Genomic DNA, 13,586 nt, shown 5'->3' with positions numbered 1-13,586 from the left:
TTCAAAAATAATTAAAAATCTAGTAATGAAACAAGATTAATCGTTTGGAATTGGATTTTAGTCTTTTAAAAAAAATATTTTTTAACTTTTTTTATGTTCTCATACAATATAAAGTATTTTGTTTTCGTTATAATATTCTATAAATGAGTAATTTGTGTTTTTTAGTATTATTAGAATTAGTTAATTTAGTTTTGGTGTTATTAAAAAGGCGTCTAAGAATAGTATCCTGACGCCTTTTTTGTTGTTTTGTAAAAGAGTGTTTAGTAGCTCATTTCTACAATTGATTTTACTTTATCTAAAGTAATATTTTGTCTTTCTCCCATCGCTTTCCAGCCTCTTTCATCAAATCTGTTTACAATAAAATCGGCAGTTTTGCTGTAATCTTCTGTGTATTGAGACAGTTTGGTGTCTATTCCCATTGTGTGGAAAAATTCAACCGTTTTGTTGATGGCTTCATTTGCAATCTCATCATCAGTTCCAGATAAATTAAAGATACGCTTTCCGTATTGCGCCAGTTTTTCTTTTTTAGTTTCAAATAAAACTCGGTAAAGATTTGGACCAATGATTGCCAATGTTCTAGCATGATCGATTCCGTACAGGGCCGTTAATTCATGGCCAATCATGTGTGTTGCCCAATCATTAGGAACGCCTTTTTGGATTAATCCGTTTAAAGCCATGGTACAACTCCACATAAAGTTAGAAGCCAATGCATAATCGGCTGGATTTTCTACTACTTTTGGCCCTACTTCGATTAAGGTTTGCAAAATTCCTTCGGAAAATCGATCTTGTAAATAACCTTCGTGCGGATAGGTTAAATATTGTTCCATGACATGTGTAAAAGCATCGACTACTCCATTTTGCAATTGCCTTTTTGGTAAAGATTGAATGACAGTTGGATCGCAAATTGAGAATTGAGGAAACAACGCGCTTCCGCCGGAAGCCAATTTTTCCTGAGTAGCTTGGATGGTAACCACATATCCAGAATTCATTTCGCTTCCAGTTGCGGGAAGTGTTAGAATGGTTCCAAAAGGCATTGCATTTTCTTTTATTAAAATATGTTTTTGCAAAATATCAATTGGATTTCCATCAAAGTTAACCGCTGCCGAAATAAATTTTACCCCATCAATTACTGATCCGCCACCTACAGCCAGAATGAAATTGATTTTTTCTTTTTTTATTACTTCAACGGCTTTCATCAATGTTTCAAAATGCGGATTGGGTTCAATTCCACCAAATTCTACAATTTCAAATCCTTTAAGATTGTCAATTACTTGTTGGTGAATTCCGTTTTTAAAAATGCTTCCACCTCCATAAGCCAATAAAATTTTAGCGCCTTGAGGAATTAATTCTGATAATTTTTCTATTTGTCCTTTTCCAAAAACCAGTTTGGTTGGATTATATAATTCGAAGTTTAACATGTTTTTTAAGTTTATGAGATATTAAGATTTTAAGTAGCTAAGTTATTTAAATCTGAACTTCTTAGCTATTTAGAGATTTAGCATCTTATTTATTTAATTGTTCTAATAATTTTTGAGCTACCAGTTTTGACGAAGCCGGATTTTGACCAGTGATTAGTAGGCCATCTTCAACGGCGTAAGGATGCCAATTTTCGGTTTTGGAATAAATTCCGCCATTAGCTTGGAGTACTTCTTCTAATAAAAATGGGACTACATTCGTCAATCCTACCGCTGCTTCTTCTGAGTTCGAAAATCCAGTTACTTTTTTATCTTTTACTAAATACTCGCCTTTTATCTTCACATCTTTAAGAACAGCTGGAGCATGACAAACAAAAGCTACGGGCTTGTTGTGGGTATAAAAAGACTCGATTAAATCGATGGAATGTTGGTCTTTAGTTAAATCCCATAATGGTCCGTGTCCGCCTGGATAAAAAACAGCATCATAATCGTCTTGTTTTACATCGGCGAGTTTTAAGGTGTGTTTTAGTTTGGCTAACAATTCAGTGTCGGCATCAAATCGTTTGGTGTCTTCGGTTGCCGATGCCGGATCGGAACTTCTAGGGTCTATTGGCGGTTGTCCGCCTAGTGGAGTGGCAATATCAATTTGAACACCTTTATCGACTAATTCATAATAGGGCGCAGCCAGTTCTTCGGTCCAAAAGCCTGTTTTTTCTCCTGTGTTTCCTAGTTTAGAATGACTAGTAACAACAAATAATACTTTTTTCATCTGTTCTTTATTTTGTGCTGTTGTAGCAATACAACTAGCAGTTAAAATTATAAGGGTCAATAATGCTGTTCTTTTCATATTTGATTTTTCGTTGTTACAAATTTAGGCTGTATATGTTATCAGTAAAAATAATTTAAATTATGTTTGTGATAAATTTATTTATATCATGGTGAATTTAGAATGGTACCGAACTTTTAAATCGGTATATAAAAACGGAAATTTTTCTTTGGCTGCCAAAGAGTTGTTTATTAGCCAGCCAGCAGTGAGTCAACAAATTTCAATGTTGGAAGCGCATGTGGGGTATAAATTGTTCAACAGAAAATCAAAAGGAGTTGAACCCACAGAATATGCTAAGTTACTCAATAACCTTATCATTGAAGCCTTAGACCGATTAGAAAATGTAGAAAATGGTTTTCGTTCTAAAGCATTTGATGCTAATCGTTTGATTACGGTGGGAATTTCTAAACATTTGTTTAGCAGTATTGGTAGTTTTTTGATTGCTAAATTCGATTATATTGATTTTAGTTTTCAAGAGAATGACTCGCTTTTTGAATTGGTAAATGCTAAAAAACTCGATTTTGCTATTGTGACTAAAAAGTATGACACCTTTGATACTTTACAAAAAGAATTAGGAGTTATTCGTCAAGTTATTGTTGGTTCCACTAATATTGATGCTAGTCTATTGCAAACTGCCATTAGGAAAAACGATTATGAAACAACTGAAAATTGGTTGAATGATCAAAAATGGTACAGTCATGATTCCGGAATTCCGCATATTAAATTATTCTGGTTGCACGTTTTTAATAAAAAAAGACCGTCCATGGTTCCCAATTATATAATTCCTTCAGAATATGAAATGCTGGAAGTGCTTTCTAAAAATTCTGGTGTTGCTGTAACCTGGAATTGTAATGCAAAATCATTTATCCAAGAAAATAAATTGCAATTACTTTGGGAAACGAATCAAATGCCGGCTACGGCGGTGTATCTTTTGTCGGCAAAGAATACAGGAATTAATTCGGCTGCTCAGGATATTGAAGTTTGTTTGAAAGAGCTGTTGGCCTGATTTATTTCTTGTAAAACAAATTATGATCGATATATTCCCAAACTTTTGGAGGTAATAATGGACGTATGTTTTTACCTAATTTGATATTTTTTCGGATAGTAGTCGAAGATATTTCAACAACCGGAGCATCAATCAGGTGAATTTTAGCATGATTTTTTAGTTCCAAATTTTCGGTTTCAGAAGAAATACGCGGGTACACATAAATATCATGATGTGCCAGAATGGCTTCGTAATTTTTCCATTTGTGCAAGGATTTCAGATTGTCTTCGCCCATGATCAATGAGAATTCATGATTTGGATATTTTTCTTCCAGATGAACTAAGGTGTTTACTGTATAATTGGGCTGTGAAAGTTTGAATTCAATATCCGAAGGTTTGAGTTTTGGATAGTCTTCGGTAGCTAAATAAACCATTTGTAAACGGTGGTAATCATCAAGCAAAGTGCTTTTTTTCTTCAACGGATTGTGCGGAGTAACCACCATCCACACCTGATCCAAATCGGCATGCTCCGCCATGTGATTGGCAATGATGAGATGCCCAACATGAATGGGGTTGAAGGTGCCGAAATACAGTCCGATTTTCATTTTCTAGTCCTTAGTAGTTAGTCCCTAGTCCTAAGTTTTTAGTCTTTTAAGTTTTTAGAGAAGGCATTGATCATTTTACTTTCTTCCTCTATTAAAAACAGAATCTCATTAAATAAATTATCATCAATTACAAAATCTAATTCTTTTGCAATAATGAGTTGTGTTTCTATTTCATTTAATGAACCTCTGGCAATATTTAAAAAATGATTAAATGATTTATCTGTTTGTCGTCCAAATCCTTCTGCAATATTTGAAGGGATTGATACACTAGCTCTTTTTAATTGACTCGTTAAAGCATAAATTTCTTCTTTTGGAAAATCTTTTGTGAGTTTGTAAATCAAAACTACAATTTTGATGCCCTTTTGCCAAATTAATAATTCTTTGTATGATTTAACCCCACTCATAATTTATTGTTTTTAATGCTAAGGACTATTTACTAACTACTAAGGACTATTTATTAACAAAATCCCTAACTAGTTCAGTCGCTTCTTTCAGAGCTACTTCTAAATCATAATTTTTAATAATTACATCAAATTGCGGAGCGGTAGCCAGTTCAACATGTGCTTTGGCAATACGCATATTGATTTTATCTTCACTTTCGGTGGAGCGTTCTTTTAGTCGGCGTTTTAGTTCGTCCACACTTGGTGGTTTTACAAAAACGGCCAAAGTTTCTTCCGGAAATTTATGCTTGATACGCAATCCTCCTGCAACATCAATATCAAAAATCACGTTTTTTCCCAAAGCCCAAATGCGTTCTACTTCGCTTTTTAAAGTGCCGTAAAAGTTATCTCTGTAAACTTCTTCCCATTCAACGAAATCTTCGTTTTTGATGTGGTTTTTAAATTCGTCTAAAGAGATAAAATAATAATCCTTGCCATTTACTTCTTCGCCTCTGGGTTGGCGAGTAGCGGCCGAAATTGAAAATTCCAGATTTAATTCTGGTTGCTTCAATAAATGCCTAACTATAGTTGTTTTTCCAGAACCTGATGGCGCCGAGAATACGATTAATTTTCCTTTTTTCATTTTTTTAGTGATTAGTCCAAAGTCCTTAGTGCCTAGTCCTTTTTCACTCAAAGACTAAGGACTAGGGACTATTTACTCTTATAATACATTAAGCACTTGCTCTTTAATTTTCTCTAATTCGTCTTTCATCATCACGACTAATTTTTGCATTTGCGCGTGATTGGATTTAGAGCCCATAGTGTTGATTTCGCGTCCCATTTCTTGGGTGATGAAACCTAATTTTCTACCATTGGCTTCTGTTCCTTTGATGGTTTCTAAGAAATAATCCAAATGATTGGTTAAACGCACTTTTTCCTCAGTGATGTCTAATTTTTCCAAATAATAGATTAATTCCTGTTCAAAACGGTTTTCGTCAACATTTACTTTTAACTCATCAATGGCAGTTTGCAAGCGGTCTTTGATGGCTTGAACGCGTTCTGGATCTAAAGCTAAAGCATCATTCATGAATTGACGGATATTGCTGATGCGTAATTGGAATTCTTTTTCTAATGACTCACCTTCGTCTTTTCTAAAAGAAAGAATATTATTTAAACTTTCGTTGATAACGTTTTTTATCTGTACCCACTCGTTTTCATCGATTTCCTCTCTTTCCACTTTCATGGTGTCCGGCATACGAACAGCCATTTTCATCAATTCAGTTTCGTCGGCATCTGCATAGACTTCTCTTAATTGACTGATATAAGCTTTTACGATAGGTACATTTACTTTTGTCGAAGTTTGCTCAGCAGTACTTTCGATATAAATAGAAAAATCTACTTTTCCACGTTCTAGTGCAGCAGCTATTTGCGTACGCAAACCCAATTCCATTTCGCGATAAAGCGAAGGCATTCGGACATTTAAATCAAGTCCTTTACTATTTAAGGATTTTACTTCGACTGTTATTTTTTTGGTTGGTAATTGCAAAGTGGCTTTACCAAAACCGGTCATGGATTGTATCATATCATTTTCTAAAAAGTGGTCAAAGATACTAAAAAAGTATTCAGTAGTCTGTGTTCAGTCAGCAGTGTAAGACATTCGCTTTAAAAGTTTTCGCCACGAATTACACAAAACACACTAATTATTACTATTTTTTATTTACACGAATCATTAAAAATAATAGAATTGGTGAAATTCGATTTAAATTCTGGTAAAAACAAATGATAATTGGTGTATTTGTGGCTAACTTTTTTTTAAGCAAAACTGTGTCGGCAGTGCTTAAAAGGATTATTTTTCCAATGCTTTCATTACTTGCAGTATGTTTTGCTGGCTGTTGCCAATGTAAATTTTGCCATCAATAATAAAAACGGGGCGGCTCAGGAAGGTGTAATGTTCTAAGATGTATTTTTTAAAATCAGCTTCGGTTAAGTTTTTGTCTTTTAATCCCATCGATTTGTACAACTGTGCTTTTTTGCTAAAAAGCGCTTCATAACTTCCCGAAAGTTGGTACATTTCTTCTAATTCTGCCTCGGTAATTGGGTCTTGCTTGATGTCATGAAAAACCAAATTGTTGTCTTTAGGTAATGATTTGATGATTTTTCTACAAGTGTCACAAGAAGCGAGATAGTATATTTTATTAGTCATAATTATAATTTCTTTATGCAAAGAAAAATCATTTAAGACGTTAAATCCTTAATTTTATGCAAAATTTTTAAATTCTGTTTGTCATGCAGCAAGTATTTGAAACTACAATAAAGTCCAGAAATATGATTTTAGAAATGATTCAAAATTATAGTTTGGAACAATTAAATAAAATTCCGACTGGATTTAATAATAATTTGATTTGGAATTTTGGACACATTATTGTGGCGCAACAAGTTTTAGTGTATAAGTTATCAGGATTGCCAATGCTAATTTCTGATGAAATGGTGGAGCAATATAAGAACGGATCTAGGCCAGAAAGCGATGCAACTCAAGAAGAAGTAGATGAAATTAAAAAGTTACTTTTGAATACCATCCATAAAACCACTGCTGATTATGATAAGAAGATTTTCGAAAGTTATAATGAATACACTACATCGATAGGTTTTAATTTGAAAAATGTTGAAGAAGCTATAGTGTATAATAATTTTCATGAAGGGCTTCATATTGGGATTATGATGACAATTAGAAAGTTTATTTAGTTTAAAAAACAGTATTTTTACGCCAAATTTTATAAATTCAATGCAATGAAAGAACTTTTAGAGATTACTAAAACCAGTAGAAACATGGTTTCTAAATTGATTCAAGGATATACTTTAGAGCAACTGAACAAAGTTCCTGAAGGATTTAATAATAATTTGATTTGGAACGTTGCTCATATTATAGTTACGCAACAATTATTGGTTTATAAATTAGCAGGTTTGCCTATGATGATTTCCGATGATTTAGTTGAAAAATATAGGAAAGGAACTAAAACTGAACATCAGGCAACTCAAGAAGAAGTAGATGAGATTTTGTCTTTATTGCATAAAACGTTGGAACAAACCGAAAAAGATATTGATGCTAATTTGTTTCAAAATTTTAATGAGTATCCAACATCTACAGGATTTGTGTTAAAGAACAATCATGATTCGATGCAGTTTAATAATTTCCATGAAGGACTTCATATTGGAGTTATTATGGCCATTAGAAAACTGGTGTAATTTAGTAAAGATAAATTTATAGTTACAAAAAGAGCTTCTGTACAGAAGCTCTTTTTTTATTTTAATTTTAAAAAATCATTGATTTCTTTATAAGGTATTAATAATTCTTTTGGACCTTCTACATAAGCGGCAATTTCATAAGGATTGTAGTGAAGTAGAATACCATCGTTGGTAAAAAATAGGTTTTGGGCAACTTGAAACACATCGTTGTCAAATAAATATCCTGTGCTGTTTATTGGTTTGTCAGTTGGGATTTTAAATTTGCTTCTAAATTTGGCTTCGGCTAAAACCTTAAAAATATTCCAGTTTTTAAATAAATTTTCGTTGGCAATTTGTTTTCCAGTTTTTGGGTCAAAAATTAAAGAACGCAAACCAGCATAGCCGTGTGCGCCACCGGTAAAAGTGTAATGATTGATTTCTATATTTAAAATAGCTTCCGAACTGTATTTTACATCTCCTTCAATTTTAGCTTCCCAACCAAAATGGTCGTTAGGGAAGTCTTTTTTTAGTTTTTCATAAGCTTGAATAAAAGAAGTAGTTAATTCCTCGTAATTAGAGGATGTATTAGGTTTGTCTCCAAAATCTACAATCGATTTTACAGTGGTAAATATGGCTTTGTTAATGCTGTCGGAAGCAATGTTATTGTTTTTTGCAATAGGAATTTCTAATTGGATGCTAGGGCAATTATCAGTACAGTCTACCGATGTTGTTTTTTCAAAAGATTGATTCTCAAAATTCACTTCTTTTGAACAGCTTGTAGATAGTAATAGTAAAAGTGAAAATAAGATGTATTTCATAGGTGTTTTTTTTCTGCCTTTAGCGTCATCATTAATATATGTAACTGCACAGGCTAATTAATTTCTAAAGAATGCTTAGGTGTTTGTAAACAGAAACAGATTTCTTAGATAGAAAATCCTAGGTTTTAAAGATAGTCTTTTGAATGCAAAAATAAAAATCAGATTTTATGAAATCGATTATTGCAGGTAATAAATGTAGCCTACATTAAACCAAACAAGCCAATCATTAGCCTTGTTTTCTTTGTAGTATTTTGGATTTGGTTTTAAGCCATCAACCCAATCTGAAAAATAATATTGAAATCGTAAATCGACCATTAAATCACTTAAAGGAGCTAATTTGTATCGGGTTCCTACACTGGAAACAATAGACCAAACGCTACCGCCTTCGGTAGAAAAACCGTATTGACGATTGTCTGTTGGGGTTAAATATTTTGGGTATGTTGTAAGTGGAGTTCCTAATGGTCCCAAAGTAGAATAGGCTTTGGTGTTGTAATAACTAAATTGCCCACCAAGGCTAATAAAAGGTCCTAAGCTTCCTATTCTTGCGGTAAAATCTCTAATGCTTAAAGGAAAATATTCTAATTGCATTCCCAGATTAGTTACGGATGATTCGCCTTTCATGGCTCTTAATTGGTCGGCTTGTAATGAAGTTCTTTCCGGACTTACCCATTCGCCAAAGTGATCGAAATGGGTTTTGTTGTAGGATAATTCACTTCTTAGTTTAAAGTGGTCGTTAAAATAAGTTTCGGGGGTATAACAGTTACATTCTGCAGTATAGGAAAAATTGATGTAATGAATAATTCCAACCCCAATTCCGGTGTTTCCCGCATTAGTACTTAAGTCGTGGCGCTCTCCGTAATCAGATTGAAAAGCTACAGGACCGGCTATAGCTCCAATTTCATGTGAAAAACCAAATTGCGCGTTAGATGTACTTGAAATTCCAAGTAAAATAAAAACGATTAATACGGTTAGCCAATTATTGCTGAGCATCTTATTAGTATTCGGGTCTGGACAAAGATATAAAAAACATCATTCATCTATTAAGATAATTCTAAACTAATTAAAACGAATTTCGATTAGAAAACACCGCTTTTTGATATTTATTTTTTAATTTTATATAAGATAATTCTGTTCTGTTTTATATATTTTTTACAAAGTCTCGCTTTATAAAATGTATATTTGTAAGAGGAGTAAAATGTTCTTAAAACTTAAAAATCTAAAGTATCATGTCTCAAGCTATCCAAAAATTTATGAATGGGGTTACGCTTAAAAATCCCAACGAACCTGAATTTCTTCAAGCGGTTTTAGAAGTCGCCGAGACGATAATTCCATTTATCGAAGAGAATGAAAAATACCGTAACAAAATGCTGTTGGAACGAATGGTAGAAGCTGAGCGAACTATTGTTTTTCGGGTGGCTTGGATTGACGATAAAGGACAAATTCAGATCAATAGAGGATTCCGTGTTCAAATGAATTCGGCAATTGGCCCGTATAAAGGAGGCCTTCGGTTTCATCCTTCGGTGAATTTGAGTGTGTTGAAGTTTTTAGCATTCGAACAAACCTTTAAAAACAGTTTGACTACTTTGCCTATGGGCGGAGGAAAAGGAGGTTCTGATTTTGATCCTAAAGGGAAATCGGAAAATGAAGTAATGCGTTTTTGTCAAGCCTTTATGACTGAATTGTGTAAATATATTGGTGCTGATACCGATGTTCCTGCCGGAGATCTTGGTGTAGGAGCCAGAGAAGTAGGCTATTTATTTGGACAGTATAAAAAAATCAGAAATGAATTTACCGGAGTTTTAACCGGTAAAGGAGTGTCTTTTGGAGGTTCGTTAATTCGTCCTGAAGCTACAGGATATGGGGTAGTCTATTTTGCCCAAAGTATGTTGGCCACTAAAGGAAACGATTTTAAAGATAAAATTGTAGCAGTTTCGGGTTCTGGAAACGTAGCTCAATATGCGGTGGAAAAAGCCACTCAATTAGGAGCAAAAGTAATTACGATGTCGGATTCCGGGGGTTATATTTATGATGCTGATGGAATTGATGCCGAAAAGTTAGCGCATATCATGTATTTGAAAAATGAATTGCGAACTCGAATTAGTGACTATGTAGACAAATATCCTAATGCTGTTTATTATGAAGGGGCAAAATCTTGGGAGCAAAAATGTGACATTGCTTTGCCTTGCGCAACTCAGAACGAATTAGATGCTCAAAGTGCTCAAAATCTGGTTGATAATGGGTGCATTTGTGTTGCCGAAGGAGCTAATATGCCTTCTACTTATGAAGCATTGACTATTTTTCATAAGGCTAAAATATTATTTTCTCCCGGAAAAGCTTCTAATGCAGGTGGAGTTGCGACTTCTGGTTTAGAAATGTCTCAAAATTCCTTGCGAATGAGTTGGACTGCCGAGGAAGTGGATGAAAAACTAAAAGGGATAATGCTTAATATTCACGCGGCTTGTGTGAAATATGGTGCCGATGCCGATGGCTATGTAGATTATGTAAAAGGGGCTAATATTGCTGGTTTTGTAAAAGTAGCCGATGCGATGCTGGCTCAGGGAGTAGTTTAGTTTTTTAGTCCTTAGTACATAGTCCTTAGTACATAGTCCTTAGTCCTTAGTTTTAGTTAGTTCTTTAGTGTTTTGCTAAGGACTAAGGACTAGGGACTTTTTTATAAAGCTAAGGACTTTTAACTATCTTCGCAAAAAATCAAAATCCATGCAAATTAAAACCAAAGCAATTGTTATTTCGGCTTTAAAATACCAGGAAAAAAGCTTGATTGTAAAGTGCTTTACGTTGTCGCACGGATTGAAATCATACTTTGTCCGGGATGCTTTTTCGAATAGAAAGAGCAATCAAAAAATGGCTTATTTTCAACCAATGAGCATCTTGGAAATCGAAGCCACACACAAGAACAAAGGAACTTTAGAGCATTTTAAAGAAATTAAAATTGCCGCACCGTTTCAGTCGATACATTCCGATATTTACAAGAGTACCATTGTGCTGTTTCTTTCTGAAATTTTGCATCATTCGATACATGAAGAGGAAAAAAACGAATCCCTTTTTGAGTTTCTGGAAGCGGCTTTGCATTGGCTGGACGAACATGATGATATGGCTAATTTTCATCTGATTTTAATGCTCGAAATGACCAAGTATTTTGGTTTTTATCCTGATACTTCCGATACGGATATGCCTTTCTTCGAAATGAACGAAGGTGTTTTTACGCCCTTTCATGCTCTAGGTTCTCTGAGCGAACACGAAACCCAATTACTCAAAAAACTGATTGCATTGAAATTGGATAACAATCAAAAAGTGTTTCATGTGATCGAAAGGCAGATCCTTTTGAAAATTCTGATTGACTACTACGCATATCATCTCGATGGTTTTAAAAGACCCAAATCATTAGAGGTTTTAAAAGAGGTTTTTGCTTAAAATTTTCTAACTGACCTAATAATTGAGGATGTTACACAATCCTGATAGCCATCGGAACTGATTGTAACGGATGATCCAGATTATTTTTAAATATTCAATTAGAATAGCTTCATAGTCAACCCTTACAGAGTTTTAAAACACGAATCTTTTTATTAATCAATCTTAAAAGTATCAATTGGTTTACAAATTAAAACATCCCAAAGGCTTTAGCCAAATCTTGATTTAGATTTTGGCTAAAGCCTTTTCTGTTTTAATAATTCAAATCATCTGGCTAAAGCCAGACGCTATTGACAAAGCTAATTATCCAAAACCCTATCCGTAATATATCACTTATAATAAAATTTAAAAAAAAGAAGTAAAAAACTACAAACTAAAAGAATAATAGCGTAGCTTTGGGAGTATAATCTTACTTATTACCAACTTTTTTAAACTATTATTTTATGTCAAATTTACTCAACAACCGTGTGAACGCTACGGCTACCGCAGCGCAATTAACAGCAGTAAAAGCTGCTTTTCAAACCATTTTAAACAACCTGCCTTTTCTGGTGGGGCTTACTGCTGACGAAAGAAAGTCCTTAAACGCCATTGATGTCAACAACAAAGCCTTTGCCGAAGATGCTCTTAGTGCTGCGGTAAACAATGCTACACTGGTTCCCGGTTATATTTCGGTGCCTACTATGCAAAACGACCTGACGTTGTTTGCCCAAATGGACGAAATCTCGGGATTAGCGAACCAATTGTGCGAACGCATTGAGGATACTAAAATGCTGGCGGGTAGCGAAGCCTACAATACAGCACTTAGCCTGTATAAATCCTTTGGGACTGCCGCCGATGCCGGAGTACAGGGTGCCGACAGCATTGTCGATAAACTCAAAACTCGTTTTGCAACTAAAAGTTCCAGTGATCCGGTTACAGCACCTCCGGCACCTCCAGCGGCATAAAATTAAAAATTAATGCTATTAAACTGGGCTGGTTTCCGTACCTAGAAAAGCCACCCCGCCCTCTGGGCACCTCCCGGAATAAAATCGGGACAAGCTTTCCAGAGGAGGGGAAATTACGCGACTTCCCCTCCTCTGGAGGGGTGCCTGCAAGGCGGGGTGGTTCGTTAAGCTGCTAACCATTATTTCCAGTCCCATTGAACAAATGGGGCTTTTTTTATGCCTAAAAAGAACCATTTAGGTTCGTTATAGGTACTTTTTTAGTGTCTTAAAGTAGTTTATAGGTTCGTTATAGGGTATTTTTAAGTACTAAAAGGGAATTTTTAGGTTTGTTATAGCTACTTTTTTAGTAGTTAAAAGGAGTTTTTAAGTAGGATACAAGTACTTTTTAAGTACTAAAAGAGATGTTTTAAGTTTGCTATGAGGAGTTTTTAGGTACTATTAAGCAAGAATACTATAGTAATTTTGCTTATATTTGACACTATTCCTCTAAAAAATAGCGCCTTATGCCTGATAACACGAAACCAACACAAGCCGTACAATACCCTCCAATAGGGAATTTTATCCATTACCACATTATACAGCAAGCCCAAACCAAAAGCAGCATTGCTAAGGCAATGGGTATAGGTCCTAAAGGATTAAGGGATTATTTTAAGAAAGATTCGCTGCAATTTGCCGTTTTGTGGAAACTAAGCCTGGTGCTGAAACATAATTTCTTGGCGCAGTTGGGCGAATACCTGCCGTACCGTTTTGAAACCCTACAGGAAAAAGCCCTAAAAAAAGAACTCGATGAGAAAAACGCTTATATCCAGAAACTGGAAATACAGCTTGAAACTTTGAGAGAAATGATACAGAAGTAGTAATTTTGTAAGAATTATTTATATATTAGCGAAAAAAATAAAACGAAACAAACCTTCGTATATACACCCAAAATTGGGTAGATTGGCGAAGGTTTGTTTCGCCTAT

16 protein-coding genes are annotated in these 13,586 nt (G+C 34.5%); 7 read left to right on the top strand and 9 right to left on the bottom strand.

Annotated elements, in window-relative coordinates; genetic code table 11:
- Positions 1–260: 260 nt before the first annotated feature.
- Positions 261–1,418: an iron-containing alcohol dehydrogenase gene (locus AC4FRF_RS02715; RefSeq protein ID WP_491157914.1), complete on the bottom strand. Its 1,158-nt coding sequence runs from the start codon at positions 1,416–1,418 to the stop codon at positions 261–263.
- Between the two features lie 85 nt (positions 1,419–1,503).
- The gene (locus tag AC4FRF_RS02710) at positions 1,504–2,262 is read right to left on the bottom strand and encodes a type 1 glutamine amidotransferase domain-containing protein (protein WP_491157913.1); all 759 of its coding nucleotides are present in this window, start codon (positions 2,260–2,262) and stop codon (positions 1,504–1,506) included.
- A gap of 88 nt (positions 2,263–2,350) precedes the next feature.
- On the opposite strand from AC4FRF_RS02710, the gene AC4FRF_RS02705 reads away from it, so the two are divergent.
- On the top strand, positions 2,351–3,247 hold the full coding sequence (locus AC4FRF_RS02705) for a LysR family transcriptional regulator (RefSeq protein WP_491157912.1): 897 nt from the start codon (positions 2,351–2,353) through the stop codon (positions 3,245–3,247).
- 1 nt (position 3,248) lies between these two features.
- Here the strand turns inward: AC4FRF_RS02705 and nadD are convergent, their stop codons facing one another.
- From nadD to AC4FRF_RS02680, 5 genes are all read right to left on the bottom strand, one after another.
- Positions 3,249–3,830 carry a nicotinate (nicotinamide) nucleotide adenylyltransferase gene (nadD, locus tag AC4FRF_RS02700; protein WP_491157911.1) on the bottom strand — a complete coding sequence of 194 codons (582 nt, stop codon included), beginning with the start codon at positions 3,828–3,830 and terminating at the stop codon, positions 3,249–3,251.
- Between the two features lie 38 nt (positions 3,831–3,868).
- The gene (locus tag AC4FRF_RS02695; RefSeq protein WP_491157910.1) at positions 3,869–4,234 is read right to left on the bottom strand and encodes a four helix bundle protein; all 366 of its coding nucleotides are present in this window, start codon (positions 4,232–4,234) and stop codon (positions 3,869–3,871) included.
- A 46-nt stretch (positions 4,235–4,280) separates the two neighbouring features.
- Complete coding sequence (gene gmk / locus AC4FRF_RS02690; protein WP_491157909.1) at positions 4,281–4,853, bottom strand: guanylate kinase; 573 nt, start codon at positions 4,851–4,853, stop codon at positions 4,281–4,283.
- A 78-nt stretch (positions 4,854–4,931) separates the two neighbouring features.
- The gene (locus tag AC4FRF_RS02685; RefSeq protein ID WP_491157907.1) at positions 4,932–5,792 is read right to left on the bottom strand and encodes a YicC/YloC family endoribonuclease; all 861 of its coding nucleotides are present in this window, start codon (positions 5,790–5,792) and stop codon (positions 4,932–4,934) included.
- 264 nt (positions 5,793–6,056) lie between these two features.
- Positions 6,057–6,413 carry an arsenate reductase family protein gene (locus tag AC4FRF_RS02680; RefSeq protein WP_491157905.1) on the bottom strand — a complete coding sequence of 119 codons (357 nt, stop codon included), beginning with the start codon at positions 6,411–6,413 and terminating at the stop codon, positions 6,057–6,059.
- A gap of 83 nt (positions 6,414–6,496) precedes the next feature.
- Between AC4FRF_RS02680 and AC4FRF_RS02675 the strand changes: the two genes are divergently transcribed.
- Both AC4FRF_RS02675 and AC4FRF_RS02670 read left to right on the top strand, forming a co-directional pair.
- Positions 6,497–6,952, top strand: a complete 456-nt coding sequence (locus AC4FRF_RS02675) for a DinB family protein (protein WP_491157904.1) — start codon at positions 6,497–6,499, stop codon at positions 6,950–6,952.
- Positions 6,953–6,997: 45 nt separating this feature from the next.
- Complete coding sequence (locus AC4FRF_RS02670; protein ID WP_491157903.1) at positions 6,998–7,453, top strand: DinB family protein; 456 nt, start codon at positions 6,998–7,000, stop codon at positions 7,451–7,453.
- 56 nt (positions 7,454–7,509) lie between these two features.
- Here the strand turns inward: AC4FRF_RS02670 and AC4FRF_RS02665 are convergent, their stop codons facing one another.
- Together AC4FRF_RS02665 and AC4FRF_RS02660 are read right to left on the bottom strand one after the other, a co-directional pair.
- Positions 7,510–8,250, bottom strand: a complete 741-nt coding sequence (locus AC4FRF_RS02665; protein WP_491157902.1) for a DUF3298 and DUF4163 domain-containing protein — start codon at positions 8,248–8,250, stop codon at positions 7,510–7,512.
- Between the two features lie 177 nt (positions 8,251–8,427).
- A complete protein-coding gene (locus AC4FRF_RS02660; RefSeq protein ID WP_491157901.1) occupies positions 8,428–9,240 on the bottom strand; it encodes a THC0290_0291 family protein in 813 nt (270 codons plus the stop codon).
- 236 nt (positions 9,241–9,476) lie between these two features.
- Here AC4FRF_RS02660 and gdhA point away from each other — a divergent pair, with 236 nt between their 5' ends.
- From gdhA to AC4FRF_RS02640, 4 genes are all read left to right on the top strand, one after another.
- Positions 9,477–10,820 (top strand): NADP-specific glutamate dehydrogenase, encoded by a 1,344-nt coding sequence (gene gdhA, locus AC4FRF_RS02655; RefSeq protein ID WP_491157900.1) that lies wholly within the window; start codon positions 9,477–9,479, stop codon positions 10,818–10,820.
- Between the two features lie 148 nt (positions 10,821–10,968).
- Positions 10,969–11,682 carry a DNA repair protein RecO gene (gene recO / locus AC4FRF_RS02650; protein ID WP_491157899.1) on the top strand — a complete coding sequence of 238 codons (714 nt, stop codon included), beginning with the start codon at positions 10,969–10,971 and terminating at the stop codon, positions 11,680–11,682.
- Between the two features lie 440 nt (positions 11,683–12,122).
- Entirely contained in the window at positions 12,123–12,623 is a 501-nt protein-coding gene (locus AC4FRF_RS02645) for a hypothetical protein (RefSeq protein ID WP_491157898.1), read from the top strand.
- Positions 12,624–13,126: 503 nt separating this feature from the next.
- Positions 13,127–13,480 carry a transcriptional regulator gene (locus tag AC4FRF_RS02640; RefSeq protein WP_491157897.1) on the top strand — a complete coding sequence of 118 codons (354 nt, stop codon included), beginning with the start codon at positions 13,127–13,129 and terminating at the stop codon, positions 13,478–13,480.
- Positions 13,481–13,586 lie beyond the last annotated feature (106 nt).

Source organism: Flavobacterium sp. ST-158 (genome assembly GCF_058309975.1).
The sequence above is the reverse complement of the archived record's forward strand: the minus strand, read 5'-3'. Positions and strand labels throughout refer to the sequence as shown.